At 62.9% G+C, this 26,036-nt stretch carries 28 protein-coding genes and 4 pseudogenes; 18 read left to right on the top strand and 14 right to left on the bottom strand.

Going from position 1 to position 26,036, the window contains the following annotated elements; all coding sequences use genetic code 11:
• Positions 1 to 148 precede the first annotated feature (148 nt).
• The 3 genes from F6X40_RS21610 (at position 149) to F6X40_RS21600 (ending at position 3,491) form a co-directional block, all read left to right on the top strand.
• Entirely contained in the window at positions 149 to 1,789 is a 1,641-nt protein-coding gene (locus tag F6X40_RS21610; RefSeq protein ID WP_187629156.1) for a 3-(methylthio)propionyl-CoA ligase, read from the top strand.
• 78 nt (positions 1,790 to 1,867) lie between these two features.
• Positions 1,868 to 2,992: a porin gene (locus F6X40_RS21605; RefSeq protein WP_187629155.1), complete on the top strand. Its 1,125-nt coding sequence runs from the start codon at positions 1,868 to 1,870 to the stop codon at positions 2,990 to 2,992.
• Positions 2,993 to 3,116: 124 nt separating this feature from the next.
• Positions 3,117 to 3,491, top strand: a complete 375-nt coding sequence (locus F6X40_RS21600) for a BON domain-containing protein (RefSeq protein WP_187629154.1) — start codon at positions 3,117 to 3,119, stop codon at positions 3,489 to 3,491.
• A gap of 259 nt (positions 3,492 to 3,750) precedes the next feature.
• Here F6X40_RS21600 and F6X40_RS43255 read toward each other — a convergent pair whose 3' ends face one another.
• From F6X40_RS43255 to F6X40_RS21585, 3 genes are all read right to left on the bottom strand, one after another.
• Positions 3,751 to 4,299 (bottom strand): VOC family protein, encoded by a 549-nt coding sequence (locus F6X40_RS43255; RefSeq protein WP_316251828.1) that lies wholly within the window; start codon positions 4,297 to 4,299, stop codon positions 3,751 to 3,753.
• A 23-nt stretch (positions 4,300 to 4,322) separates the two neighbouring features.
• Positions 4,323 to 4,910 carry a hypothetical protein gene (locus tag F6X40_RS21590; RefSeq protein WP_187629153.1) on the bottom strand — a complete coding sequence of 196 codons (588 nt, stop codon included), beginning with the start codon at positions 4,908 to 4,910 and terminating at the stop codon, positions 4,323 to 4,325.
• 115 nt (positions 4,911 to 5,025) lie between these two features.
• Positions 5,026 to 5,325, bottom strand: coding sequence for a hypothetical protein (locus tag F6X40_RS21585; RefSeq protein WP_187629152.1), 300 nt, complete (start codon positions 5,323 to 5,325; stop codon positions 5,026 to 5,028).
• Between the two features lie 653 nt (positions 5,326 to 5,978).
• Here F6X40_RS21585 and F6X40_RS21580 point away from each other — a divergent pair.
• Positions 5,979 to 6,302 carry a hypothetical protein gene (locus tag F6X40_RS21580; protein WP_090803934.1) on the top strand — a complete coding sequence of 108 codons (324 nt, stop codon included), beginning with the start codon at positions 5,979 to 5,981 and terminating at the stop codon, positions 6,300 to 6,302.
• A 273-nt stretch (positions 6,303 to 6,575) separates the two neighbouring features.
• On the opposite strand, the gene F6X40_RS21575 is transcribed toward F6X40_RS21580, so the two are convergent.
• The 7 genes from F6X40_RS21575 to F6X40_RS21545 all read right to left on the bottom strand — a co-directional run bounded on the left by F6X40_RS21575 (position 6,576) and on the right by F6X40_RS21545 (position 11,778).
• Complete coding sequence (locus F6X40_RS21575) at positions 6,576 to 7,724, bottom strand: WD40/YVTN/BNR-like repeat-containing protein (protein WP_187629151.1); 1,149 nt, start codon at positions 7,722 to 7,724, stop codon at positions 6,576 to 6,578.
• Between the two features lie 83 nt (positions 7,725 to 7,807).
• A complete protein-coding gene (locus tag F6X40_RS21570; protein WP_090803938.1) occupies positions 7,808 to 8,077 on the bottom strand; it encodes a MoaD/ThiS family protein in 270 nt (89 codons plus the stop codon).
• A 466-nt stretch (positions 8,078 to 8,543) separates the two neighbouring features.
• Positions 8,544 to 8,990 (bottom strand): copper chaperone PCu(A)C, encoded by a 447-nt coding sequence (locus F6X40_RS21565; RefSeq protein WP_244145121.1) that lies wholly within the window; start codon positions 8,988 to 8,990, stop codon positions 8,544 to 8,546.
• 115 nt (positions 8,991 to 9,105) lie between these two features.
• Positions 9,106 to 9,807, bottom strand: coding sequence for a CopD family protein (locus tag F6X40_RS21560; protein WP_187629150.1), 702 nt, complete (start codon positions 9,805 to 9,807; stop codon positions 9,106 to 9,108).
• 206 nt (positions 9,808 to 10,013) lie between these two features.
• Positions 10,014 to 10,379 carry a copper resistance protein CopC gene (locus tag F6X40_RS21555; protein WP_184062103.1) on the bottom strand — a complete coding sequence of 122 codons (366 nt, stop codon included), beginning with the start codon at positions 10,377 to 10,379 and terminating at the stop codon, positions 10,014 to 10,016.
• 18 nt (positions 10,380 to 10,397) lie between these two features.
• Positions 10,398 to 11,291, bottom strand: coding sequence for a hypothetical protein (locus F6X40_RS21550; RefSeq protein WP_187629149.1), 894 nt, complete (start codon positions 11,289 to 11,291; stop codon positions 10,398 to 10,400).
• A 106-nt stretch (positions 11,292 to 11,397) separates the two neighbouring features.
• Positions 11,398 to 11,778 (bottom strand): DUF2946 domain-containing protein, encoded by a 381-nt coding sequence (locus F6X40_RS21545; protein ID WP_187629148.1) that lies wholly within the window; start codon positions 11,776 to 11,778, stop codon positions 11,398 to 11,400.
• Between the two features lie 226 nt (positions 11,779 to 12,004).
• On the opposite strand from F6X40_RS21545, the gene F6X40_RS21540 reads away from it, so the two are divergent.
• Positions 12,005 to 12,460 carry a GNAT family N-acetyltransferase gene (locus F6X40_RS21540; protein WP_187619949.1) on the top strand — a complete coding sequence of 152 codons (456 nt, stop codon included), beginning with the start codon at positions 12,005 to 12,007 and terminating at the stop codon, positions 12,458 to 12,460.
• Positions 12,461 to 12,619: 159 nt separating this feature from the next.
• Here the strand turns inward: F6X40_RS21540 and F6X40_RS21535 are convergent.
• Positions 12,620 to 12,929 (bottom strand): annotated as a pseudogene (locus tag F6X40_RS21535) (transposase); the annotation flags it as partial.
• Between the two features lie 356 nt (positions 12,930 to 13,285).
• On the opposite strand from F6X40_RS21535, the gene F6X40_RS21530 reads away from it, so the two are divergent.
• Together F6X40_RS21530 and F6X40_RS21525 are read left to right on the top strand one after the other, a co-directional pair.
• Complete coding sequence (locus F6X40_RS21530; protein ID WP_184036555.1) at positions 13,286 to 13,588, top strand: ArsR/SmtB family transcription factor; 303 nt, start codon at positions 13,286 to 13,288, stop codon at positions 13,586 to 13,588.
• 83 nt (positions 13,589 to 13,671) lie between these two features.
• Positions 13,672 to 14,730, top strand: a complete 1,059-nt coding sequence (locus F6X40_RS21525; RefSeq protein ID WP_187629147.1) for an alkene reductase — start codon at positions 13,672 to 13,674, stop codon at positions 14,728 to 14,730.
• Between the two features lie 91 nt (positions 14,731 to 14,821).
• On the opposite strand, the gene F6X40_RS21520 is transcribed toward F6X40_RS21525, so the two are convergent.
• The gene (locus tag F6X40_RS21520; protein WP_187629146.1) at positions 14,822 to 15,349 is read right to left on the bottom strand and encodes a GNAT family N-acetyltransferase; all 528 of its coding nucleotides are present in this window, start codon (positions 15,347 to 15,349) and stop codon (positions 14,822 to 14,824) included.
• 150 nt (positions 15,350 to 15,499) lie between these two features.
• Between F6X40_RS21520 and F6X40_RS21515 the strand changes: the two genes are divergently transcribed.
• From F6X40_RS21515 to F6X40_RS21500, 4 genes are all read left to right on the top strand, one after another.
• A complete protein-coding gene (locus tag F6X40_RS21515) occupies positions 15,500 to 16,147 on the top strand; it encodes a VTT domain-containing protein (protein WP_187629145.1) in 648 nt (215 codons plus the stop codon).
• Positions 16,148 to 16,266: 119 nt separating this feature from the next.
• Positions 16,267 to 16,719 (top strand): MarR family winged helix-turn-helix transcriptional regulator, encoded by a 453-nt coding sequence (locus F6X40_RS21510; RefSeq protein WP_184065162.1) that lies wholly within the window; start codon positions 16,267 to 16,269, stop codon positions 16,717 to 16,719.
• 45 nt (positions 16,720 to 16,764) lie between these two features.
• Complete coding sequence (locus F6X40_RS21505) at positions 16,765 to 17,331, top strand: isochorismatase family protein (RefSeq protein WP_187629144.1); 567 nt, start codon at positions 16,765 to 16,767, stop codon at positions 17,329 to 17,331.
• A 63-nt stretch (positions 17,332 to 17,394) separates the two neighbouring features.
• Complete coding sequence (locus F6X40_RS21500; protein ID WP_187629143.1) at positions 17,395 to 18,744, top strand: MFS transporter; 1,350 nt, start codon at positions 17,395 to 17,397, stop codon at positions 18,742 to 18,744.
• A 40-nt stretch (positions 18,745 to 18,784) separates the two neighbouring features.
• Here the strand turns inward: F6X40_RS21500 and F6X40_RS42420 are convergent.
• Positions 18,785 to 19,049: pseudogene (locus tag F6X40_RS42420) on the bottom strand (LysR family transcriptional regulator); the annotation flags it as partial.
• Between the two features lie 230 nt (positions 19,050 to 19,279).
• Here F6X40_RS42420 and F6X40_RS21495 point away from each other — a divergent pair.
• The 3 genes and pseudogenes from F6X40_RS21495 to F6X40_RS42415 all read left to right on the top strand — a co-directional run.
• On the top strand, positions 19,280 to 20,683 hold the full coding sequence (locus F6X40_RS21495) for an MFS transporter (RefSeq protein ID WP_187629142.1): 1,404 nt from the start codon (positions 19,280 to 19,282) through the stop codon (positions 20,681 to 20,683).
• A 66-nt stretch (positions 20,684 to 20,749) separates the two neighbouring features.
• Positions 20,750 to 20,875, top strand: a pseudogene (locus F6X40_RS43250) (gfo/Idh/MocA family oxidoreductase); the annotation flags it as partial.
• Positions 20,866 to 20,952: pseudogene (locus tag F6X40_RS42415) on the top strand (3-dehydroquinate dehydratase); the annotation flags it as partial. The pseudogenes F6X40_RS43250 and F6X40_RS42415, both read left to right, overlap by 10 nt.
• Before the next feature lie 37 nt (positions 20,953 to 20,989).
• Here F6X40_RS42415 and F6X40_RS21490 read toward each other — a convergent pair.
• Positions 20,990 to 22,069 carry a hypothetical protein gene (locus tag F6X40_RS21490; protein WP_187629141.1) on the bottom strand — a complete coding sequence of 360 codons (1,080 nt, stop codon included), beginning with the start codon at positions 22,067 to 22,069 and terminating at the stop codon, positions 20,990 to 20,992.
• 119 nt (positions 22,070 to 22,188) lie between these two features.
• Here F6X40_RS21490 and F6X40_RS21485 point away from each other — a divergent pair, with 119 nt between their 5' ends.
• The 4 genes from F6X40_RS21485 (at position 22,189) to F6X40_RS21470 (ending at position 26,030) form a co-directional block, all read left to right on the top strand.
• A complete protein-coding gene (locus tag F6X40_RS21485; protein WP_187629140.1) occupies positions 22,189 to 23,094 on the top strand; it encodes a LysR substrate-binding domain-containing protein in 906 nt (301 codons plus the stop codon).
• 98 nt (positions 23,095 to 23,192) lie between these two features.
• Positions 23,193 to 23,867 carry an HAD-IA family hydrolase gene (locus F6X40_RS21480; protein ID WP_187629139.1) on the top strand — a complete coding sequence of 225 codons (675 nt, stop codon included), beginning with the start codon at positions 23,193 to 23,195 and terminating at the stop codon, positions 23,865 to 23,867.
• 34 nt (positions 23,868 to 23,901) lie between these two features.
• Positions 23,902 to 25,050 (top strand): DSD1 family PLP-dependent enzyme, encoded by a 1,149-nt coding sequence (locus F6X40_RS21475; RefSeq protein ID WP_187629138.1) that lies wholly within the window; start codon positions 23,902 to 23,904, stop codon positions 25,048 to 25,050.
• 143 nt (positions 25,051 to 25,193) lie between these two features.
• Positions 25,194 to 26,030, top strand: coding sequence for an RNase A-like domain-containing protein (locus tag F6X40_RS21470; RefSeq protein WP_187629137.1), 837 nt, complete (start codon positions 25,194 to 25,196; stop codon positions 26,028 to 26,030).
• Positions 26,031 to 26,036: the final 6 nt, after the last annotated feature.

Here is a 26,036-nt window from a genome sequence, read left to right as displayed (position 1 = left end):
GTGCGAATAGGACTGTGAGCGCTTCTGGAGATCGGTCTTTGACAAAAGACGACTGACCGGCGGTAAAAGACCGCAGGCGCCCAATGGCTCGAATGCTGCCGCAGGCGATGTCGGTTCGTGACCCTGCTTTAAAGAATGGACGAACGAAATGAACGGTTTGATGCTGCAAAAGCAGTTGCTGATTTCCTCGCTGATCGTGCATGCCGATCGCCATCATGGGGATACGGAGATCGTGTCGCGGCGGGTAGAGGGTGACATCCATCGCTACACCTTCCGCGACTGTCACCGGCGCGCGCGACAGATGGCCAATGCGCTCACGAGTCTGGGCATCAGGCCGTCCGACCGTGTCGGCACCCTCGCCTGGAACGGTTATCGCCACATGGAGCTGTACTACGGCATATCCGGCATGGGCGCGGTGATGCATACGATCAATCCGCGCCTGCACGCAGACCAGATCGCCTACATCGTCGACCATGCGGAAGATCAGGTCCTGTTCTTCGATCTGACGTTCCTGCCGCTGGTCAAGGCCATTGCCGGCCGCTGCAAGACTGTCAAGGCGTTTGTCGCGATGACCGATCGCGCGCATATGCCGCTGGATACCGGCATTGCCAACCTGCTGTGCTACGAAGATCTGCTCGAGCGCAGCTCGTCGACCTACGTGTGGCCGAATTTTGACGAGGATACCGCCTGTGCGCTGTGCTACACGTCCGGTACCACCGGCAACCCGAAGGGCGTCCTCTACTCGCATCGCTCGTCGCTGCTTCACACCTTCGCTGCCGCACTGCCGGATGCGCTGAACTGCTCGGCGCGCGACGTGATCCTGCCGGTCGTGCCGATGTTCCATGTCAATGCGTGGGGCATTCCGTATGTCGCGTGCATGGTCGGGGCCAAGCTGGTTTTCCCCGGCCCCGGGTTGGACGGCCAAGCGCTCTACGAACTCGTCGAAGCCGAGCAGGTCACCTTCGCGGCTGGCGTGCCGACAGTTTGGCAAGGCCTGCTGACCTGGCTCGAGCAAGGCGGCCTGAACTTCTCGACCCTGAAGCGCACCGTCATAGGCGGCGCAGCCTGCCCGCCCGCAATGCTTCACACGTTCCAGGATGGGTACGGCGTGGAGGTCCTGCACGCATGGGGCATGACCGAACTGAGTCCGCTCGGGACCATCGGCGCGTTGAAAGCAAGGCACCTCGCACTGGGTCCGGAAGACCGTTGCGCCCTGCAATCCAAACAGGGGCGCGCGGTATTTGGCGTCGATATGAAGATCCTCGGTGAGAACGGCCAGGAACTGCCATGGGACGGCGTGAGCTCGGGCGATCTGCTGGTGCGTGGCCCATGGGTGGTGCGCAACTACTTCCGCAATGAAGGTGGCAACCCGCTGCGGATCGATGCCGACGCGCATGGCTGGTTCCCGACCGGCGATATCGCGACCATCGACGCCGACGGCTTCATGCAGATCACCGATCGCAGCAAGGACGTGATCAAGTCCGGCGGCGAGTGGATCAGCTCGATCGAGATCGAGAACCTCGCAGCCGCGCATCCCGCGATAGCGAGCGCGGCCTGCATTGCGGCGAAGCATATGAAGTGGGACGAGCGGCCATTGCTTGTCGCCGTGAAACAGCCCGGTGCACAGCTGACAGCCGAAGAATTGCTGGCGTTCTTCGAAGGAAAGATCGCGAAATGGTGGACGCCGGATGCAGTCGTATTTGTCGATGCGGTGCCGCTTGGCGCTACCGGCAAGGTGCTGAAGAACCAGCTGCGCGAAGCGTTTCAGGACTATCTGTTGCCGTCTTAAGCAAGCAGGTGGCCTGGCGTGTTGAGTATTGAACGTACGTCGGTACGGGTGGATTAAAGCTATAAAACTGGAGACGCAATGAAAGTGAAATGGGCAGCGGCGGCTGCGGTGGCTGCAATGGGAAGCACGGCATACGCACAATCGTCGGTGACGCTGTACGGCGTCGTCGATTCGGGGCTGTTATATCAAAGCACCACGGCGGCCTCGTTCAGTCCGGCGGCGAAGAACCTCGGAGCGGTCTATCGCTACAAGGACGGCGGGATCTACGCGAGCATCTGGGGCATGAAGGGGACCGAGGATATCGGCGGCGGCTATCACGTGAACTTCAAGCTGCAGGGGTCGTTCGACAGCGGCACCGGCAAGTTCGGCCTGGCGGATACGCCGGGCGCGGTGGCCCAGTTCAACCAGTTCGCGACGCTCGGCGTGTCGGGACCGTTCGGTACGGTGAACCTCGGTCGCCAGATCGTGCCGATGGCCTACGCGATGGCCGATACCGACGTGCGGGCGGGCCAGTATTTCGGCAGCATCCTGACGGCATGGCTGGGCATGAACCAGGCCGCAGGCTGGTCCGGCACCAGCACCAACGGACCGATCGGCGCGCTGTACGACAGCAATGCGATCGTCTACGAGTCGCCGACATTCGCCGGCGTGTCCGCAGCGCTCGAATATGCGCCCGGCGGTGTGGCAGGCAGCTTCCAGGGCGGCACGCGCGAGTCCGCCGTGCTCAAATACTCGAACTATGGCCTCAATCTGAGAGCCGTCTACTACAACGGTCACGACACCAATCCCGGACCGACGACGGTGCCCACCGGACTCGCCAACAACCGCCTCTACTACCTCGGGGCGCTGTACACCTATCACGCCTTCTCCATTTCCGCGTCATATACCAACGGCAGGAATCCGGCGCACGCGAATCTGGTCAACCTCGACCTGTATTCGGCCGGCCTCGGCTATCAGTTTTCACCGGCATTCAAGCTCACCAGTGGCGTGTACTACCTGAAGGACAGGAACAGCTCGGCCAACAAATCGCTCGAGGTCGCCGGAGGCGCCGAATACAGTCTGTCCAAGGCCACTTTGCTCTATGGCCAGGTGGGTTGGGTGAACAACCACGGAGATATGACGCAGACGATTACGTACGGCCAGCCCGTCGCGCCTGGCCTCGGGACGACGGCGGTCATGCTCGGGATGCGCCACTACTTCTAGGGATCCTCCGTATTGGGCTCGAAATGAAGACCGCTGGCCGGTGAAGCGTGCCGGCTCGCCCCGCGGTAGCAGAACAGCGATTCCAACGGGGATCCCACAAGACTCAGGAAGACTGGAGAAAGCAATGAAGGTAATCAGGGCACTCAAACTGGCGGTCGGCGCACTGATCGTGACGACATGGATCAATGCATGGTCCCAGCCTGGCGAATCGGGCAGTGGGCCAGCGTCAACCGTCATGGCGTCGCCGGGCAGCGGCGCTTCGGCGAGTTCCAGACAGGCTGATCGCGCGCTCGGCAGGAAGGTACGCGCTGCGCTCATGAAGGACAAGGAGATCAGTGCTTCGAACATCAGTGTCCGTGCGAGAGGTGGCGCGGTGACGCTGTTTGGCACGGTGCCCGATGCAGCGCAGATCGACAGGGCGGCCGGGGTTGCCGAAACCGTGCCGGGCGTGACAACCGTGAAAAACAATCTGACACTCAAACGCGTATTCGGCCAGTAAGTGGTCCTCGTCAGTAAGTCCGGGCCGCTGCCAGGCTTGCACCGAAGCGACACCGCTCTGCCTACGACATCAGTCTGCCGGCGCATCTGGTTGGCGGACGGCGCAAATGGATCGATTGCGCAGATGAGCCCGGTTTCGTCGAAGGGGTGACGGCATTCGTCGGGAGGCAAAACACCCAACGTCGACCGAGCGTGCCGCACCGTTCTTGAGCTTTAGCGAATAGACGAACCGACAGAAAAGTGCTGCTGTCGGTAACGCCCTACCTTGAACGGATCTCGGCAGCACAGAGGTCGCGCTGATGTGTGGCAATCTGCCATGTGTTTCCCCACGGATCTCTTACCATCGCTCGCCTGTCGCCGTAGGGCATGTCGGTCGGAACTTCGAGTGAGATCGCATTCGCCGCAATCGCTCGCTGGTAGGTCGAATCGGCGTCCTCGACGTAGACATACAGAAATGCCGGCATCGGATCGCGAAGGCCGTCTCCGCCGCTAACCATCACGACGGAATCGCCGATCATGATTTCGGCAGGCCGCCCGTGACGGAATTCGCCCTGTGCCTGAAACACCATCTTGATGAATGTGATCAGGTTTTCCGGATCCCGTACGACGATTCGGGGCGTGACGGTATGCCATCCATCGGGCTGAAATTTAGCCATGTCGGGCAGCCTCGGAAGAGATTCGCAAGGGCATTGTCCTCCGAGCGCCGGATGGTCGCAAAGGGGGGCGAACTCGGCCGAATCGGCATCCGGCTCGGTTCGGCCATGACCCGGCATTCGTCGAAAACGCGCCACTGGCCGTTTGTCGCGCACGAGGAGACCGTCAAGGTAAGCGGTTATGTCCCAGAATCGGGGACCGTCAGAATCTCCTTGACACGCTCGCTCCACCGGTCCTCACCGCGCTCCACTGCATAGGATTCGTTGAGCAGCCACTGGACGTCCGAGACCAGGATCATTTGGTTCTTTCTAAGTTCTTCACGGACAGAGCCCAAAGCACCCTTCGGGTTTGCGCTTTCTTGGATTGCACAGTCAATCCACTCGACACACTCGGCTATATGTCGACGCGCACTGACAAACGCAATGACTGCATCGGGCGTAGGCAAGACTTGCGTATTGACGCGATCGAGCAGATCCAAAATCTGCATAAAGTGAAATCGGCGGTAGTCGCTCGCGAAGTATTTGCATCCACCATCGGCACCCTGCACTTCCTTGTTGGCGGTTTGGACAAGCCCGAGACCCAGGAGAGCGATTTGAGCAGTTGAGCGAAAGCTCGCCGCCGCATCACGGCGCGCCTGCCTCCTTGCGGCAGTGATCTGAAAGGCTGGAACTGCAATCGCAATGAACATAGCGATGATCGTTCCTACTGCCTGGACCCAAGCTGCAAGGCCTGGATGAGCTTCAACCCAAGCAAGGATGTATGCCATGCGTGAACTCCCGATATTGCATTTGGCGCGATGATACGAACCACGCTCGCAGCTACGGCAGGGATGTCAATCCGTGGGTTTGGATAGTCGAAATCAGGAAGGTCGGCCCATGACATCAAATGCCGTCAACCAACTGGTCATCGAACTCTATGGGATATGGTTCATGGGCCAGCAGCACGCCGCTCTTGAACTGACTTTCATAGTCCGGAAGCAGTTTGCGCACTACCGTGACTATCCGGTCTTCGACAACTGTCCGACCAACGCCCGGCAAAGCGTCATAACGGTCAAGTAGATTGTCCGGAAAACGAAGCGAAATGTATGGCGTTCCTTTCCCGCGTGGGTCGCGAATGACCAAGACTTTTATTTTGCCGTCAGTTGCAGCCCTTTCGCTATAGCCCGCGTTTCCATCAAGCACCGCGGTCACCGCCTGAGCGATTCGTATCAGCGCGTCCCGTGTTAGTTGATAAGTAGGCGTCGCAATCTCCCTCAGGGTTGGCGAGGAATCGTAGCATGCAGTACCTGATCGATTGCCATCTTGCCCGAGGGCGCGGCGCGCACATCAGTGACTGCGGCACATACCGGTAGCCGATGGTCGAGCGATGAACGACCGCTCACGATCGCTCTATGGGCATTCATGGCAACGGTGCGAAGGACGGCTCCGGGTCGACTTGCGACGATCCTCCGCTGCGGGCCGGCAAGCGGTTCCATCGAACTATTGCATCGACCGGTTGAATCCGCCGTCGAACTGGGACGTTCAAAGTTGCTTTGCCCCTTCACGTGGGTGATGGTTCAGAGGGTGGAATGACAAACCCAAGGCCCGCCAGATATAGCCGCTCACTCCTGCTGTAGCAATTCTGTAGCAAACCAAAATTCACCCCGCGGTACCGCGCCCATAGCCCCACGCGGCAACAATCGACCGATATCCGAACGTTGCGATATGACAGCGCCTCTTCATCCAAAAAAACCGTCTTATTTTCGCTCGAAATCTGTCACCATTTCATGCGACACCGACCGTGAGCGTAGCGTTGGTCCTGCATTGCGGAAGCGTGTCCTAACGGGAGAGTCCTGATGAGCAAGAAGTCCGAAACGAGCGGTAAGAGCGGCGCGAATGAGTCGACCGCTGCGACGCTGGCCGCGCTGGCGAATTACATCAGTGAGTTCGTCATCAATGGGACGCTCGACACCAGATGCGCCGCGAAACTAGTTAAGCGCCTGAGAAAGGAAGCCGAAACCATTTTGGAAAATGGAAGCGCGACAAAGCTGGCACAAAAGGATCTGAAGAAAGCGTTCGACACGGTTGACGCTGCAGTCCAAGACCACGATGCGAAACTGCTGGTCACAGCCAACGCAGCACTACGTACAGCAGACGAGGAGAAAAAGGCGGAAAAGTAGCACTGAAGACTCGCACGCCTTGACGCTGTAGTTGCTGCGTCCTCCGCCAAAAGCTGTCTCTCGCGCAGGAGCGTCCGCGTGACTGCTGGTGCTGATCGGAGATTCGGCGAAGTGTCAAAAGGTCTCTTGCGACAAGCCGAGCTACACAAAGCGGTTCGCCGGCGCGTACGGCTCGAAGTATCGATCCATCACGCCGATGCACGCATTCAGGCTATGTCCGGCGCATGAATGGCAATGTAGGCGTTTCATGTCTCACCAGCCCGCCCCGCGCCCTCATCCAAACCGAACACAATAAGCAGGCGGCAAATGCGCTGAAATCAAATGCCAGCTTTCGCCGCCGTCGTCGGACGTCCATAGCGCGCCGGTGGTCGACGCCATTGCGAGGCGCGTGCCGGAGTCATCTACAGCGAGCCCGTGCCGATACACGAGGTCATACGCCGGTGCAGGCGGCAACCCGTCCGAGAAACGCTCGAACGTGCGGCCGCCGTCGCGTGTGCGCGTGACGACGAACTGGCCGTCCACCGGGATCCGGCACTGGTCTTTCACGGCGGGCACAAACCACGCGGTGTCCGGCTCGCGCGGATGCACGGCAACCGCGAAGCCGAAGCTCGATGGCTGCGCTTCGATCCGCTGCCAGTGCGCCGCGCCATCGGTCGAGCGGAAGATCGCGCAGTGATGCTGCGCCCACAGCGCATCTGGATTTGCGGCGCATTGCACGACGCGGTGCGGGTCTTGCACGTTGGCATCGCCGCGCCGCTCCGGCGGCATGTAGTCGGCCTCCATGCCTTCGGCACTAACGCACCAGGTCGCGCCGCCGTCGGCGGTTTGCCAGACGCCGCCACACGACACGCCGATCGTCACGTGCCGGCTGTCGCGCGGATCGACCATCACGGAATGGATGCCCGGCGCGTCGTAGCCGCCTCCGAACCATTCTCGGCGCTCCGGGCGATCCCACAGCGCCCGGTTGAGCAGCCATGTGTCGCCGCCGTCGTCGGAACGGAAGAGCCCGCCGGGAATCGTGCCGGCCCACAGGACGCCCGGCTCGTCCGGGCCGCCGGTTTCAAGCGACCAGATTTGCTGGAGCGTCCAGGGAGGAGCCGGCGGGCTGGGCACGGCCGCGCTCGCATTGTCCGCGCTCGTGTCCGCGCCGTCACCGGTATGCGTCTCGTCGGCAGGCTGCGGCGGGTAGACGGGGACCGCGCACTCTTCCCAAGCCTCTATGCCCGCGCGCCGGCGATGCAGCTTCACGCCGAAGTGGCCTAGATTGAGCGCGGCATACAGCGAACCGTCGCGCGGATCAGGCAGCACCATGCTCACCGGCTCGCCGACGAAATACGGCTCACCGAGCGTCCAGCCGCCCTCGCCGTCGGCTTGCAGAACGAACAATCCCTTGCGGGTTGCAAGAAGCAATCGATCGCTCATGTGGAGTGTCTCCTGTCGACCAGAGTTGGCGCTTTAGCGCTTACTCTGGTCCCATGCAAAGCTCGAGTAAGAGTGGAACCTTCTTATCCGCCCGACAACGCCTGTATGACGTAAACCCGGCTTTCCTCGCCGAGCGCATCGGACAGATGTTGTCGGTCGCGCACCGGCCGGCCGTCGACAAACACGGCGAGATGTCTTCGCAGTGAGCCCTGATCGTCAAGGATGTAGCCGCGCAGTCGAGGTTGCGCGGCGAAGACGGCCTTCAGTGCTTCGCCGAGCGTGCGCGCGTCGATCTCGCGCTCGGGCGTTGCGATATGCCGTTGAATCGAAGCAGCGAAGAAGATGTGCGCCATGGCGGGGTAGCCGAGCGGGAATGGCCTGTTCGTCGATTCTGCAGTTTAGACGATCCGCTGGGTGCTTCGGGGCATCGCCATACAACAGACGACAGGTTGCGCCTCCGAAGCGGCCGTTGCGGTGTCGCGAGTCCGAAAGGCGGCTCGGGGTCGCGTGCCGCCGAAAGCAGTCTTGCGAGGTTCAAGCTGCGCAGCCCAATGCATGAGGCGGCACGCGGCCAACAGCCGCCCTTGCCACAGAACGCGCGAAGGTCGGCTTACGCCTCGGACAGCGACGTTCAATTTCCGTGCGCGGCGATGCGTAAAAACCACGCATTTTTCGCTCGTCGCCACGGCACAGCATCATTTCACATCGCCGAGCGCATCGAGCATCATTGACCAGATACAAACGTCCGCCGGTTGCCCGAATCGTTGCAGCCCGCGCTCTCGAGTCTCGCGATCGATTTCGCGCGGCCTGCAAGCGTCATTACTGGCCGGTTGCGCTCTTCACCGCGCATTGCCCGACGATACTCTCCCCGTCACTGAATTTGAACGTGACGGGAACCGTCGAACCGACCGTCAGCGGCTTCTTTTCCTTCTCGAACATCACGTGATAGCCGCCCGGCGCGAATGCGAGTGTCCCGTTGGCCGGGACGGTCACTTTGTCGACCATGACCATCTTCGACGTGCTCCCGGTAGTCTGCGTCTGATGCAGCATGGACATCCCGAACGCATCGGTGCTAACACCTTCGAGATCGACGGGCTTGTCACCCATGTTCATCAGCTTGAAGTAGCCGCCGGACGGCACATCGCCCGGCATCGAGCGGATCCAGCAGTCGGACACCATCATGGCGCCCGACGAAGCGGCGAAAGCGGTTAGCGAAGCAGCCGCGAGCGGCAGCGCGATAGCCAGGCGGAAGAAGGGGTGGTGCATGGCATAACCTCCTGTTCTACGTTAATGAAAATGTGATGGGTTGGCGGGACGTACGTCGCGGCACCCGGGCGCCGCTCGATCGTCATATCGGTCGCATGTCTACATGGTCGCTCCGCTATCCGCCCGTCGGCGACGTATGGCCCAGCACCGCAGCCAGCGCAAGTACGGCGAGCATGACGATCGCTTCAACAGAGAGAACGCCGTCGAAGCGGCGTTGCGCGGCAGGGTAATCCGGATCGTTCCGCTCGGCAAGCACGAGCAGATCGGGCAGAATCGCCATCCGGTTCCAGCCGCCGAGCAATGTCACGAGGACCACACATGCAAGCTTTGCGGCGAGCAACCGGCCCCAGTGTGTGCGCAGCAGCGGCGCGCTGGCCTGCGCCGTGTCCTGAACGGCGTTGTAGAAACCGGTGACGAGAACAAACACGAGCGCAGCCGTCGCCAGATGAGACAGCGCCGAGCAGAACGCAGCCCTCCGGCCGGGCGGACGGCCTGGTTCGCGTTCGAGTCGGCGCAACAGGATCGCGGCGACGATGACACTGCCGGCCCAAAGCGCAGTCGCGGAAAGATGGACGACGTGAATCGCCTCACGCCACGAGAAGTCGCCGGAGTCGGCCGCATGGCTCGCGGCTGCCTTGCCCGCGACCCACAGGACGAACCCCGCAGCAAAGAGCGCTGAGCCGCGCTCTTTCTTGAGGCCACTCAATGCCGCGAGCAGCGCGCCGGCAACGCCGATCGACCATGCCTTACCGAAGTGGGACTGCGTCAGTACTGGGGCGATAGCCGAACCAGCTTCACCGAGCGGCGAACCGCTCATGATTGCGGCCTGAAGCCAGAGGTACGCCAGGGCGGTGAGAGCGAGTGCGACTGACGCGACGGTCCGCCAGACTCGCGTCGTGTCTTGCCCTGGCAATCCGCTACGCGCGCCCAGGACGCCGCATGCAAGAGCGCCGGTAGCGACGGCAAACAGAATGTCCTGCATCGCGGCCAGTGCAATCTGGGCGACGACGAGCGGATCCACCGTTACTTCACCGTGAACGTGTAATGCCCCTGGGTGCGATGGCCGTCGTCGGCAACGGCGACCCACGAGACGGTATAGGCGCCCGGCACGAGGGGATTTAGCCCTACCGACATGTGCTTCCTGTTCGACGGGTCAACCGCAGCTTTGCCGCTCGTCACGGACTTGCCTCGCGAGTCGGTGACGGCGATCGAGCTGAAGGCGGGCTCCAGACCATCGTCGAAATCGATCGCCACGTCCTTCTGCGAGGTCGTGACGGTCGCACCGGCCCCCGGCGCCTCCTGGGTCGGGTAGGCGTGCGCCTGCGCGAGATTGCAGCCGGCGATCATCAGCGCGGCGATGGCCGCGCGTGCAATCGTGTGCAGTTTCATGAGAGGACTCCTTACACGTTAGAACAGCGGCTTGCCGAGTGTTTTCGGCGCAATATCGTCGAAGAAAAGATGGGCCTGTACCAGGATGCCCACATGCGAACCGCTCGCGCTGTTGATTGGTATCTGGGCTTCGACACCGAACTGGCCATAGCGGTTGATCCAGATGAACCCTGGATTGATTGTGCCAGTGGTTTGGCCCTGACTTCTCGATAGCGGAAACTCGACGATGGGAACAATGTTCGAGAGCGGCTGCGGCAAGCCGAAATCATGCACCTGCTGCTGCAGATAGGGCAGGCTGTACTGGACCGTGAAACCGTAGTCGAAAGAATTGGGCTGGCCGGCCCCGGTGGTCAACGAAGGCCCAGCTTCGGCGGTAATGGCAACGGGTCGGAGATAGGCCAGTGAGTCAGGCAGATCGCCCATACCCTTGCCCACGTAGATCGTCGGCGAGATGGTCGAAAAGCTGTCCGCAATTGCGTGGCTGCCGGTTCCACCCAATTCCGCATGCACCCCGACTGAAGTCATGAATTCGTGCGGGGCGTTCACATACAGCAGATACTTCAGGCCGACTCCAAAGTTATCGAACCCGCGCGCAGTCGGATTGTTCTGCATCACGTAAGCGCCGTCGACGGACAGGGCAAGCCTTGACGTGATCAGCTTGTCGTATTCGAAGCTGAACGTATTGATGCTTTGATCGCCGTTGTCTCCAGGAACACGCAGATGCCCGTATTCGAAGTTAGCTTCATCGCCGACACCTGGATCATCGACAGCCAACGTTGACGGAAAGACGCGGTCGCCCGCGATGGCATGGGCAGCGGCTGGCGATGAGGCGAGCAGGAGCGCAGTTGCGGCGAACGAGATCGATGCCGTGGCGAAGAAGGGTTTCCCATGGCGCAAGGTATTGGCATTCATGTTTCATCCATTGATTGAGGTCGTCATCGCGCCGCCGCGTGTCTGTGAAGAGACACGACGACGCCTGGCGATGCGTTCGTGCACGGCATCGCCACCAGGGCTCAATTCAGGATGAAACGGGGGGCGCGCGCGGCTGGGCGGATGCCAGCGGTTCGACGCGACGGATGCTCTCGAACCGCGTCGCAACGCGATGCTGGATGGCCCAGACCGTGACCGCAAATTCAGGCCGGACGCTCGGCAGCACGGGCATGTGCGCAATCAGGTTGCAGTAGCCGCAAGCATGCCAGTGAGCAGCCAGCGAGTGGGAGGTGTCCTCGTTGCCCGGCGGATTGCCTGGAGTCGAATGTGCGGAGCAGAGCGAGGCTGAAGGAAGCCCAGCCTCGTTGCGGTCAGCCAGTGCCTGCGAAACCGTCGGCGCGAGCGTTGCCATCAGGATTGCCAGCAATCCCAGATAGGAGCCCAATTTCCGGCAGAAGCAGCTCAGCATAAGGCCGACGATTCGATATTGGTCTGGTGAAGGTGAATGCGGCGCATTATGCCATGTGTTACTTGCAGGCATCGACCTGTGACAGCTTGCCGTGTTGCCAGAAGTCTCAAGTCGGCCATATACGGACCTTCGGCCCCAAAGTGCAAATTGGTGACAATCGATTCGGCGCGATAGTATTCGCACAAGAAGTAAGCCTCGCGAATCCTTTGACCGGAAGCCGTTCCCAATGAACATCGCCTTTTCCGATACAACCGAGTCCGACGCCGACACGCTGGTCGCCATTCGTATCGCCGCGATGCGCGAGAGTCTGGAGCGCATCGGTCGTTTCGACCCGCAGCGTGCCCGCGAGCGCTTCCTCGCGTCATTCGACCCTGCGCGGTGTCGATTCATAGAGGTCGATGGCGTTCGGTCGGGCTTTATCCTCATCCGCCCACAGGCAGACTACTGGCTACTGGACCACCTTTACATTCTGCCGGCGCACCAAGGGAAAGGAATCGGCGCAGCCGTCTTGCGGGACGTCTTCGCGAACGCCGACGCGCAACGCATGCCAATCCGCCTCGGTGCTCTACGCGGCAGTGATTCAAACCGCTTCTACCAGCGGTACGGATTTGTACAGACTGACGAAGGAGAATGGGATATCTACTATGTGCGTCAGCCAATCGAAACACAGGAAGAAAGCTAGGGCCTGTTCACGCTAATAACGGGCTTGCGCTGGCCGCCAGAAGGGCCGAGCGCAAGGATTGCGACGCAGCGAATACTCGACGTATTCGCAAGGAGCATGACGCGGCGATCGGCCCTTCTGGCGGCCAGCGCAAGCCCGTTATTAGCGTGAACAGGCCCTAGGCTGCTGCACAGCAAGCGAGATCGCCCGGGCGTCCGCTGCGTCGTTCTTGTTTCGGATGTTGAATGCCTTCACGAATTCTCCTGGCATCAACTTGACTTGATGGCCCATCTTCACCAGTGTCCGCGCCCAGTGGTGCGCACCACCGCACGCTTCCCATGCCGATAAGGCAAGGCAACCGGTTCGCAAAATGTTCGAGTAACGCCGCACGTTTGATTGGTTTGCTCACGATCTCGCCCGTGTCCTCGTCCACGTAGTGCACCTGGAAGACCGTCTTTGCAATATCGATTCCAACTGGCGTCAACTTCATCCCGGCCTCTCCGGTTTGCCTTTGAACATCCACATAATCTTGCACCATGAGCATGCCCATGCCATAGGCCCGTGAAAGTCGACCTTGGTTACCTGCGAAATTCCTACCATTTCCCCAAGGCGGAGGCGCCCATACCATTTTTCTCAAAAGTTGGAGCCTCCACCAAATCCGGGGCGGTTCAGTTTGGAGCGTTGCTCCAAAAATGCGGACTTTTTGTATGTCGATACCTATCGCCCCATCCCCAGTAGTGTTTTCACCCATATCGTTAAGTTCCGATATATGATTCGTTCTGTAGCGATGCATGTCGCGCACGCCATGCGGCGTGCCGGTTGCCGAATCACCTGAAAACCATCCACATGACGCCCGATTTCGACGCGATCCACAAAGCGCTGGCCAACCCGGTCCGCCGGGAGATTCTCGGCTGGCTGCGTGAGCCGTACGCGCATTTTGCCGATCAGGAGTTGCCGCTCGACCACGGCGTGTGCGCGGGCAAGATCGACTCGCGCTGTGGCCTGTCGCAGTCCACCGTGTCGGCGCACCTGGCCGCGTTGCAGCGCGCGGGGCTCGTCACGTCGAAACGGGTTGGTCAATGGGTGTTTTTCAAACGCAACGAGCCCGTCATTCAGGCGTTCCTCGAATACATGAACGCGAAGCTCTGAGCGCCGCATTCGCATCGCCGCGCTTCTTTTTTCACGCAGTTTTTTGAGGCTCGGGCCTTGCCCGCCGCCAAAGGTGAACTTTTATGCCGACTCTTTTCGATCCGCTGCAAATTGGCGATATCACGCTGCCGAACCGCATCATCATGGCGCCGCTCACGCGTCAGCGCGCCGAGGAAATCCGCGTGCCGAACGCGTTGATGGCGCGCTACTACGCCGAGCGCGCGAGCGCCGGTCTGATCCTCAGCGAAGCGACATCGGTCACGCCGCAAGGCGTCGGCTACGCCGAGACGCCGGGCATCTGGTCGCAGGTGCAGGTCGAAGGCTGGAAGCTCGTCACGCGGGCCGTGCACGACGCGGGCGGCAAGATCTTCCTGCAGCTCTGGCACGTCGGCCGTATTTCGGATCCGGTGTTCCTGAACGGCGAGCTGCCGGTCGCGCCGAGCGCGCTCGCGGCGGGTGGTCACGTGAGCCTCGTGCGTCCCGAGCGTCCGTTCGTGACGCCGCGCGCGCTCGAACTCGATGAAATCGCTGGTGTCGTCGAAGCGTTCCGCAAGGGCGCGGAAAACGCCAAGGCCGCGGGCTTCGATGGCGTCGAAGTGCACGGCGCGAACGGCTATCTGCTCGACCAGTTCCTGCAGGACAGCACCAACAAGCGTACCGATGCCTACGGCGGCCCGATCGAAAACCGCGCGCGTCTGCTGCTCGAAGTCACCGACGCGTGCATCAGCGTGTGGGGCGCAAACCGCGTCGGCGTGCATCTCGCGCCGCGCCGCGACGCGCACACGATGGGCGATTCCGATCCGGCCGCAACGTTCGGCTATGTCGCGCGCGAACTCGGCAAGCGCAAGATCGCGTTTATCGCGGCACGTGAAGCGCTCGGCGACGACCGCCTCGGCCCGCAGTTGAAGGAAGCGTTCGGCGGCCCGTATATCGCGAACGAGAAGTTCACCAGGGAAAGCGCGCAGCAGGTGCTCGACTCCGGTGAAGCGGATGCGGTGGCCTGGGGTCAGCTGTACATCGCGAATCCGGATCTGGTGCGCCGCTTCGCTGAAGATGCGCCGCTGAACAAGCCGGTCCCGGCGACGTACTATGCGCGCGGCGAAGTCGGCTACACCGATTATCCGGCGCTCGAAACGGTGTAATCGGTAGCGACAGCGGGCTCATGTCCGCTGTATGAAATGACAAAGCAGCGGGCGTGACTGAATTCCAGTCACGCCCGCCGCTTTTTGTGCGCTAGACAAGCTCGCGCCGCATAAACACCCGTTTCGATTCATCGAGTCCGCGCGCGATATGCGCGTCGCGCCGAGCGAGCAACGCCGCGTCGAGCTCAGACGGGTCGAGATCGCGAAACCCGAGCCGCCGGTAATACGGCGCATTCCACGGCACGTCGCGATACGTCGACAGCACCAGCTGTGTCAATTGTCGCGCGCGCGCGATTCGCGCGACCTCTTCGATCAATGCCGCGCCGATGCGCCTGCCCGCGTGCGAGCTCAGCACATCGAGTTCCTGAACGTAGATGCGCGTCGGCTGCGGCTCGAACATCACGAAGCCCGCGCAGATCGTCTGCTGGTCGAGCGCGACGATGATCTCGCGCGCTTTGATCTTGCGCTCGACGACCTCGCGCGCCATAGGCGGCGCGTCGGCAATCCCGGTCATGCCGACGCTGACGAAACGCAGGCCCGCTTCGAATTCGATGGCACGAATCGTTTCGGCATCGTGCAAAGCGGCAAATCGGAAGGTGATGGCGGAATCGTGCGACATGGCGTTGCGTCCGATGAAGACCGCCCGAGTTTGACATCGGCACCGCAACATCGACAAGCGGCATATGGCATAAACTCGCGCAAGCGCCCTGCACGCACGCTCGCGGGACTACACTCATCACATCCGAACGCCACCCGGGGCCACGCCAAGATGAACCTGATGAACGTGCTGCAGATCGCGCTGCACCTCGACCAGCACCTGAGCGCGCTGATCGTGCAGTTCGGCACGGCAATCTACGCACTGCTGTTTGTCGTCGTGTTCGTCGAATACGGTTTTCTGCCGCTGTTCTTTCTGCCCGGCGATCCGCTGATCTTCATCTGCGGCGCGCTCGCGGCCACCGGCGCGTTGAACGTGTGGATCATCGCGCCCGTGCTGTTGGTCGCGACGGTGGCCGGCAGCAGCGTCGGGTACGCGATCGGCCATGCGGTCGGCGACAAAGTCTATACCCGCAACTACTACTGGCTCAATCGCGATGCGCTGCGCCGCGCCCACGTGTTCAGCGAGACGCGCGGCCGCCTGACCTTCCTGCTGTCGCCGTTCATCGCCGTGGTGCGCACGTTCGCGCCGTTCGCCGCGGGCGTGTCGCGCATGACGTTCTCGCGCTTCGTCACGTTCGTCACCGCGGGCGCGGCGCTGTGGGTGGTCTCGCTGGTCGCTGGCGGCTATCTGTTCGGCAACGTGCCGGTGGTGCGCGAGCATCTGAGTTCGCTGGTGTTGCTGGGCCTCGCGCTCGGCGGTGCGATGCTCGTCGGCGGAGCGGTATGGCGCTTTTTCAACCGGCGCATGCGGGCGCGCTGAGGCCATCGTGGCGACGTTTCGGCGTACGGCTCCCACCACCTCAAAACTTGACCCGGGCGAGATACGAAGGTAACCTTATCAGGAAACCTTCACATCATGTCATCGCACGAGTTCACCGCATGACCCAATCCCCTCCCGCAGTTACGCCGGAAGAACTTCATACGCTCGCCGAAGATCTGCGCGTGCTGGCGGGCAAGCTGCGCCGGCGTCTGCGCGAAGAGTCGCATGTCGGCGACTTCACGCCGTCGCAGGTGCAGGTGCTGAACTTGCTGGAACGCGAAGGCCCGGCCACCGTCACCTCGCTCGCGCGTGCGCACGGCATGCGGCCGCAGTCGATGGGAGAAACGCTCGCGGTACTGAAAGCCGCGGGGCTCGTCAGCGGCACGCCCGATCCTAACGATGGACGGCAGACGGTTCTGTCGCTGACACCCTCCTTTCGCAAGAAGGTCAAGGCAAGCCGCGCGGCACGCGAAGACTGGCTGTACCGCACGATTCAAACGCGTTTCACGGCAGCCGAACAGCAACAACTCGCGACGGGCGTCGATCTGCTGAAACGCCTCGTCGATTTGTAACTCGCGATTCGCGCACACGCGTCTCGGCACTCGCAGGAGCACTCCATGGCACTCACTACTCTCGACGCCAAAACCGCACTGGTCGTCGTCGACCTGCAGCGCGGCATCGTCGCGCTGCCCACCGCCCCCCATCCGGCCAGCGAAATCGTCGAACGCTCGGTTACGCTGCTCGACGCGTTCCGCCGCCACGGCCTGCCCGTCGTGCTCGTGAACGTCACCGCCGGCGCACCGGGCCGCACCGACCAGGGTCGCCACTCCGCCGACTTCCCGCCCGGCTTCGCCGACCTTCTGCCCGAACTGAAGCAGCAGCCGTCGGACCATCTGGTCACGAAGCGCACGTGGGGCGCCTTCACGAACACGGACCTGGCCGCGTATCTGCAACAGCAAGGCGTCACGCAAGTGGTGCTCGTCGGTATCGCGACCAGCATCGGCGTCGAATCGACCGCGCGCTTCGCGAGCGAGGCGGGCCTGAACGTCGCGCTCGTCGTCGACGCGATGACCGATCTGAACGCCGACGCGCACACCAACAGCATCACGCGCATCTTCCCGCGCCTCGGCGAAACCGGCACGACGCGGGAAGTGCTCGATCTGCTCGAACGTTCGCGTGCTTAAAGCCTGAATTGAAGCGGTCCGCTACCCGCATGCGGCCCACCCCGCGTTGAGGAAACCCCTGCCGTGAGCACCACGTTCCGTTCGCTGCGCATATTCAACTATCGTGTCTGGGCGAGCGGCGCGATCGTCTCGAACATCGGCACATGGATGCAGCGCACGGCGCAGGACTGGCTCGTGCTCACCGAGCTTACGCATCACAACGCGACGGCGGTGGGCATCGTGATGTCGCTGCAGTTCGGACCGCAGATGCTGTTGCTGCCGCTCACCGGCTACGCGGCCGATCACTTCAACCGCCGCAAGCTGCTGTTCGCGACCCAGGCGGCAATGGGTACGCTGGCGCTCGCGCTCGGTCTGCTCACGGTCACGGGGCTCGTGCAGCTATGGCAGGTCTACGTATTCGCGGGCCTGCTCGGCTGCGTGACCGCGTTCGATTCCCCCGCACGCCAAACCTTCGTATCCGACCTCGTCGGCGAACGCGATCTCGCGAATGCCGTCGCGCTGAACTCCACGTCGTTCAACGCCGCGCGCATGCTCGGGCCAGCGGTCGCGGGTCTGTTGATCGCGTCGGTGGGCAGTGGCTGGGTGTTTCTGATCAACGCGCTTTCGTTCGTCGCCGTGCTCGGTGCACTGCGCATGCTGCGGCTGGACCAGTTACATATCAAGCCGCGCAATGTGCGCTCGCGCGGCAGCTTCGTCGAAGGCTTCAAATATGTCTGGACACGCCCCGATCTGAAGGCGGCGCTCCTCATGCTGTTCCTGATCGGCACCTTCGGCCTGAACTTCCCGATCTTCATCTCGACGATGTCCGTCACCGCGTTCCGTGCGGGCGCGGGCGAGTACGGCGTGCTCAGCTCGACGATGGCGATTGGCTCGGTCACCGGCGCTCTGCTCGCTGCGCGCCGCGCGCGGCCCACCATGGGGCTGCTGCTCGGCGCCGGCGCGATGTTCGGCGTCGGCTGCACGGCAGCTGCGCTGATGCCGAACTACGTGCTGTTCGGCATCGTGCTGATCGCGATCGGCGTGTCGACGCAGACCTTCACCACCTCGACCAATAGCCTCGTGCAACTGACCACCGAACCGGCCATGCGCGGCCGCGTGATCGCGATCCTGCTCGCGATCGCGCTCGGCGGCACACCGCTCGGCGCGCCGGTGGTCGGCTGGGTCGCCGACCGTTTCGGGCCGCGCTGGGCGCTCGGCGTCGGCGCTGCATCGGGCTTCGGCGCCGCGCTCGTCGGACTTGCCTATCTGATGCGATACCGGCAACTGCGTTTCTATCGCGAAGGCTGGCGCCTGCGTTACAGCATCGAAGATCCGCGGCCCGTCACGGCCACCGCGGTCATTCCCGACTCCGTCACGACGGTTCAGCGTAGCGAGCTGGACGAGGCGGAAGAGCATACGGCTTCGAGCGTGTAAAAGCGCAAGCGTGTGAGCACCGGATCCAGGCAGGCGCCGCTCAGAGTCCGCCCGCGCCGCGCGTCGCCAGTGCACACGGTCCGTGCGTCAGCTGCTCCCGGAGAAACTCGATGCACACCTGAATCCGCGCCGACGACGACAAGCGCTCGGCCGTCGCCGCCCACACTCCCGTATCCCTCCTTCGCCCGCTGCACGACGATGTCGCTCAGATTCGACGCGACCGTGCCCGTCACCTTCACGCTCCTTTCGCCATGCGGCCCGCTCAGGCGCCAGACCCCGAAGCGGTCGTCGCGGCCGCGAAACAGTGGGGCAAGGGGCAGTCGTTTGAAGCCGGTTTGAATGCAATGCCCGGCGCACTCAGGCCGTGGTTAACCCGGAGTGCGCCGCGGCAGCTCGTGACACACGTCGATCCATCCCGTTGTGCCGCACCGCGCCAACGAGACCAGGAAAATCCTGGCTTGCGCGGCGCCCGTTTAAGGGCGCCAATGATTCAGCCGTAGAAGCTGACAAAAACATTTCCCATTCAGGAGGCGTCATGCAAACGAACGCATCGGCAAGCAGCGGGCATAGCTCGCAGGCGCGCAAGGCTACCGCCAGCGGCTGGATCGGCTCGGCACTCGAGTACTACGATTTCTTCATCTATGCGCAGGCCGCCGCCCTGATCTTTCCTCAGCTGTTCTTCCCTTCCGGTAATCCCAAGATCGCGATCGTCGCATCGCTCGCAACCTACGGCGTCGGCTACGTCGCGCGGCCGATCGGCGCGGTCGTGCTCGGGCACTGGGGCGATACACACGGGCGCAAGAACGTACTGCTCGTCTGCATGTTCCTGATGGGTCTGTCGACGATGGCGGTGGGTCTGCTGCCGACCTATCAGCACGTCGGCTTTCTCGCGCCGGTGCTGCTCGTCGTGCTGCGACTGATCCAGGGTTTCGCGGTCGCTGGTGAAATCTCGGGCGCCAGTTCGATGATCCTCGAACACGCGCCATTCGGGCGACGCGGCTTTTACGCGAGCTTCACGCTGCAAGGCGTGCAGGCCGGCCAGATTCTGGCCGCCGCGGTCTTCCTGCCGCTCGCCTATTTCATGAACGACGCCTCGTTCAATGCGTGGGGCTGGCGCATTCCGTTCCTGCTCAGCGCGGTCGTGCTGATCGCCGGGTACATCATCCGCCGCGAAGTCGAGGAAACGCCCGCGTTCGAGAAGGAGGACGCGAGCGGCGGCGTGCCGCGCTCGCCGATCGTCGAAGCATTCAAGTACAACTGGGACGACATGCTGCGCGTCGTGCTGTGCTCGCTGATGAACGTGATCCCGGTCGTCGCGACGATCTTCGGCGCGGCGTACGCGGTGCAGCCGTCGTACGGCATCGGCTTTTCGAAGAGCCTGTATCTGTGGATTCCGGTGATCGGCAACATCGTCGCGGTGCTGGTGATTCCGTACGTGGGCAATCTGTCCGACCGGATCGGGCGGCGTCTGCCGATCATCGTCGGCTCGCTCGGCGCAGGACTGCTGTCTTTCGCGTATCTGTACGCGATCAGCATCCAAAACGTGCCGCTTGCGATGGTCGTGTCGATCCTGATGTGGGGCGTCATCTATCAAGGCTACAACGCGATCTTCCCGAGCTTCTATCCGGAACTGTTCCCGACCCGTTCGCGCGTCTCCGCGATGGCGATCGGCCAGAACATCGGCACGACGATCACCGCGCTGCTGCCGGCGCTGTTCGCTTACGTCGCGCCGCCGGGATCGCACAACGTGCCCCTGACGATCGGCGCGATCACGTTCGCCATCACGATCGTCTGCGCAATCGCCGCATGGAGCGCGCGTGAGAACTTCCGTGTGCGGCTTGGCGACCTCGGCGCAAAGAACGTCGTGCCGCTCGACAAGCTCAGCTACGACGCAATGCGCGCGCAGAGCATGGCCGATGCGAAAAAGGCCGCTGCTTGAGCCCGCTTGCCCTTTAACGCGTCTTGATCAGGTCTTTCAGGGAACCCGCTCACGAACTGCGCCCGGATCGCCGTCGCCGGCGCGGGGTACATCGGCCGCGCCCATCTGGCGGTCGCGCAGCAAAGCGACGCGTGCACGCTGTCGGCGATCGTCGACCCGTCGCTCGCGGCCGAGGCGGGCGTGCCGCTCTGGTCAAAGGACAGAGTTGCGGCTTCGGCGTGGACAGCTATCTGCTCGGGCTGCGCGCGGCGGTATCGGCGGCGGGCTAGCCACGGGAACGCGCCGCGCGGCGCTGGCCTCGCACGGCTAGCGCCATGTTTCGGTCAACTCGTTGGCCAGCACCATCTTCTGGCGCACCACCTCGACGAAGGCCGCGTCGATGCCCGCCTGCGCCTTCAGGAATTTAAGCGCGGCGGAATGCACGGCGCGCAACGCGCCGCCGTCGATGCCCGTCATACGCGCCGCGCCGCGGCGCGTTTCCTCGACCAGATCGCGCGCGCTCGTGAAGTCGGGCGACAAGCCGCATTGCGCGTCGAACGCGGCGCGCAATGCGGCCGCGTAGTCGCGCGACTCGCCGAGCCGCTCCATATCGATCAGCAAATCGACGCCCTCGCCCATGCGCAGCGCGCAGAGGATCCACAACGCAATGAACGCGCGATACGCGTTGTCGCTGTCCACCGTGCGCGCGAATTGCTCGCAGGCGACGGCATACGCGTCATCGGGCATCGACGGTAGCGGCGGCAGGCGTACGCCGCACACGCCGATCGCTTCGCGCACCAGCGGGTCCATCTGATTCAGACCGAGCACGCGAAACGGCGCGGCGACAAAGAATGCATTGCTCCACTGCTGCCGCAGCATCCAACCCGATGCGAACTGCGATGCGGGATTGCGCAGCACGCCCACGTGCAGCGCCTCGGCAAACGCGCGCTTCAGCCACGGCAGACGACCGCCCGTGCGGCAAAACTTGAAGACGGGCACGCGGCCCTGCTCGATCGTGTGCTCGCTCAGCGCGCGCAGATAGGCCTGCAGTGACGGGAATGTCGCATCGGGATCGCGCGTAAAGCGATCGATGCTGAAGCGCCGGTCGTAACCCGCCACGCCGCGCGCATCTTCGCGCAGAAACGGGCGGTATTCGTCGAAGTATGGTGCGGCGAGCGGCGGGTGCCCCGAGGTCAAGGTCGGCCGCGAGGCGGGCACGTCGGCGGGTTTGAGATCGGCGAGCACATTGCTGAGCGGCTCGTAAAAACCGGCCGCGCGCTCGTGTTCGCGCAGCCGCGACCACACCCACGTGCCCGCGCTGCGCCAGCCCGTGTGCAGAAAAACCGCCTGTTTCAGCGGAGTATTGGGCGTGGCGTCGTACGCGGACGACTCATGAGGCAACGGCATGGGACTTCTCTTCCAATGATTGGATCAATAGACTGGAAGCGCCACTTTACCCTGCGATCGATCCGGACGCATTATGCTGCGAGATTCCCCGCTCCCGCCATTGCACCCACCTCGCACCCATGAACGATTCGGCCGATATTCGCTTCCTGCTCACGCTGCGCGCGAGCGGCAGCCTGATCGCCGCCGCGCGCCGACTCGCGCTGTCGCCGTCGGCGGTCACGCAGCGCCTGCAGCAACTCGAAAAGAAGCTCGGCATGCAGCTCGTGAACCGCAGCGCGCGCCGCCTGCAATTCACCGACGAAGGCCTGCTGCTGTGCGAGCGCGGCGCCGAACTTATCGAGCAGTTCGACGCGTTGTTCGACGATCTGCAAACGCGCCGCGGCGGCCTCGTCGGCACGCTGAAGATCAATGCGCCGCTCGGTTTCGGACGACGCCATCTGGCGCCGCTGATCGGCGAGTTCCAGCAGCAGAACCCCGACATCGACGTCGCGCTGACGCTGTCCGACCGGCCCTTGACCGAAACGCTCGATCGCTTCGATATCGTCGTGCATATCGGCGAGCTGCCGCCGTCGAACCTGGTCGGCTATACGATCGCGCCGAACGCGCGCTTCGTCTGCGCGGCGCCCGCGCTCGTCAGGCGAATCGGCCAGCCCGAATCGCCGGATGCGTTGAGCCGGCTACCGTGCATCGTGCTGCGCGAAAACAATGAGGACGTGTCACTGTGGCAGTTCAGCAAGGGCCGCGCGCGCCGCGGCGTGCGCGTGTCCGCGCATCTGAGTTGCAACGACGGTGACGTGATCCGCCAATGGGCCTGCGAGGGACGCGGCGTGATTCTGCGCTCCGAATGGGACGTCGCCGAGGATCTTGCGAAGGGCAAACTCGTGCGTCTGCTGCCGGGCTGGAAAGCGCCGGACGCGAACGTGATCGCGCTCACGCATCAGCGGGCGGGACTGCCCGCGCGCACGCGCCATTTCATGCAGTATCTGCAAGACCGCTTCAGGCCGTTGCCGCCGTGGCGGCGGTGATTCAGTCCATCTGAATCTAACAGTCAACCTATCTGAACGCTGAAGTACTATCGAAAACCTATAATTGACTCATCCTCAACAGCCGGCCCCATGCAATCATGACTGCCGCCGCCCATTCCACCGACACCCCCGCCTACCCCGACGCGGTCCTGTTCGACCTGCTAACCGCCCTGCTCGACTCGTGGACCTCATGGAACCGTGCGGCAGGCTCCGACGAAGCGGGCCGCGCATGGCGTGCCGCCTATCTGCGTCTGACATACGGCTGCGGCCGCTACGTTCCCTACGAACAACTGGTGCGCGAGGCCGCCGCGCAAGTCGGTTTGTCCGAATCGGCCGCGAACGCGCTCCAGGCGAACTGGCTGAACCTGACGCCGTGGCCCGGCGCGCTCGGTGCGTTGCGCGCGCTCGCGCCGCACTGCAAGCTCGCGGTCGTCACCAATTGCTCGACGCGGCTCGGCTCGCAGGCGGCCGCGATCTTGCCCGTGCGCTGGGACGCGATCGTGACCGCCGAGGAAGCCGGCGTCTACAAGCCGGACCCGCAACCGTACCGCCTCGCGCTCGACAAGCTCGGCGTCGAGCCGCGCCGCGCCGCGTTCGTCGCCGGCTCGAGCTATGACATGTTCGGCACCGCGGCCGTCGGCTTGCGGACCTACTGGCACAACCACGTCGGCCTGCCGCTCGTCACGGGAGCGCAGGCGCCCGAGGTCGAAGCGGCATCGCTCGATGGGCTGGTGCCGTGGCTCGCAGGCTTTGGCCGCGATCGTCGTCACTGAATCTCCAACCTCACCCTGCTCCTCAGGTGCAAACATGAAACTCGAACAGATCGAAACCCCGGCCGCGCTGATCGACGTCGCGCGGATGCAGAAGAACATCGCGCGGATGCAGGGGCGGATGAATGCGCTCGGCGTCGCGTTCCGGCCGCACGTGAAGACCACCAAGTGCATCGACGTCGTGCGCGCGCAGATCGCCGCCGGCGCGCGCGGCATAACGGTGTCGACGCTGAAGGAAGCGGAAGCGTTCTTCGCGGCCGGCGTCGACGACATCCTGTACGCCGTCAGCATGGTTCCGTCGAAGCTGCCGCGCGCGCTCGCGCTGCGCCGCCAGGGCTGCGAACTGAAGCTCGTGGTCGACAATCCGACCGCCGCCACGGCGATCGCCGCGTTCGGCGACCAGCACGGCGAAACGTTCGAGGTCTGGATCGAGGTCGATACGGACGGACATCGCTCGGGCATCCAGCCCGAACAGCAGACGCTGCTCGACGTCGGGCGGATCCTGCACGAGAACGGCGTGAAGGTCGGCGGCGTGATGACCCATGCGGGTTCGAGCTACGAGTTGAATACGCCTGAGGCGCTCGCCGCGCTCGCGGAGCAGGAGCGCGCGGGCTGCGTGCGCGCCGCCGAACGGTTGCGCGAGGCGGGCATCGCGTGTCCGGCCGTCAGCGTCGGTTCGACGCCGACCGCGCTCGCCGCGCGGCATCTCGAAGGCGTCACCGAGGTGCGGGCCGGCGTCTACGTGCTGTTCGATCTGGTCATGCACAACGTGGGCGTTTGCACGCTCGACGACATCGCGCTTAGCGTACTCACGACCGTGATCGGTCATCAGGAAGACAAAGGCTGGGCGATTCTCGACGCGGGCTGGATGGCGTTAAGCCGTGATCGCGGTACGTCGCGGCAGTCGCACGATTTCGGCTATGGGCAGCCGTGTTTGCTCAATGGCACGTTGCTGCCGGACTATCTCGTGAGCGGCGCCAATCAGGAGCATGGGATTCTTGCGGCGGTTCCAGCCGATGCGCGAGCCGATGCACAGACCGACGACATCGCGCAGCGCTTTCCGATCGGTATGAAACTGCGCGTCCTGCCGAACCACGCTTGTGCGACCGGCGCGCAGTTCCCCGAGTATCACGCGGTTGCGCCGGACGGCAGCAGCGTCGAATGGCAGCGATTTTACGGCTGGTAGGTCGGCGGCTTCAAAACATGCCCGGCGCACTCGCCACACTCAAGGAGAACCAACGGCTTCTGTCAGAATCATCCATCGCCCATAGACGGACGTGAATCCCGCCGTTAGCGTGGAATCTCCACAGGAATACAGAGGATTCTTGCATGTCCGAGTTGCATGAACCAGACGGCGTTCGCGTCGTGCTGAGCGCCCCGCAACTGGCGGCGGTGCTGACCCGCCAGTCGATCAGTCAGACCGAAATGCTTTCTAACCGGCTATGGGGCGGGTTGCAACTCGTCGGCGGTTTGCTGGAAATGGTCGGTGCTGGGGCATTGTGTGTCATGCCGGAACCGACCATGGCGAGCAAGGCCGGGTGTATTGTGTTCGGCGCACATGGGTCTGATACGGCGTCGGCGGGTTTGCGTCAAATCTGGACGGCCCGGGATACGGCCACGCTGACACAGCTGGGCACGACGAAGCTGGCCGAGACAATGAGGGCGGGTCCTGACGCGGCGAACAACATCGGCCTCTTTCTTGATCTAGCAGTCTCGGTGGGCGTGGCCGGATCGATCAAGGCAGTACGGGCGTCCGAGATCACGATGGGCCGGTTCAGGCTGATGCAGCATGAAGCAAAGCCTGGCAGCCGCTTTGGCGGGCATACATTCGAAAAGCATGTGGCGCGGACTGAAGCACAGTTGCGTGAGCGACTGGCGCGCGAACCAAAGCGCCGGGTTGTTTCATCGTTCACTGATCTACAAACGGCAGAGTGGGCGATTTCCAAGGTCATGCAGGACAACGCGGCCCGGATAACGACGTGGGCGCAATCTCATACCGGTTCCATACGACTGGAACTGACGGGCGATGCAGGTAGGCAGGTAGGGTACGGGGTCATTCGCAAGACGGGGGAGATGGTGAATCTGAGCAAGGTTCACATGTTCTTGATCCGGAAGGAATATAACGGCATGCCATACTACGTCCTGACCGCCTACCTGATGCCATGAGCTTAC

Origin of the sequence: Paraburkholderia sp. UCT31 (assembly GCF_014397655.1) — a bacterium.
Taxonomy (GTDB): Bacteria; Pseudomonadota; Gammaproteobacteria; order Burkholderiales; family Burkholderiaceae; genus Paraburkholderia; species Paraburkholderia tuberum.
This window is presented reverse-complemented; position numbering and strand designations above follow the sequence as displayed.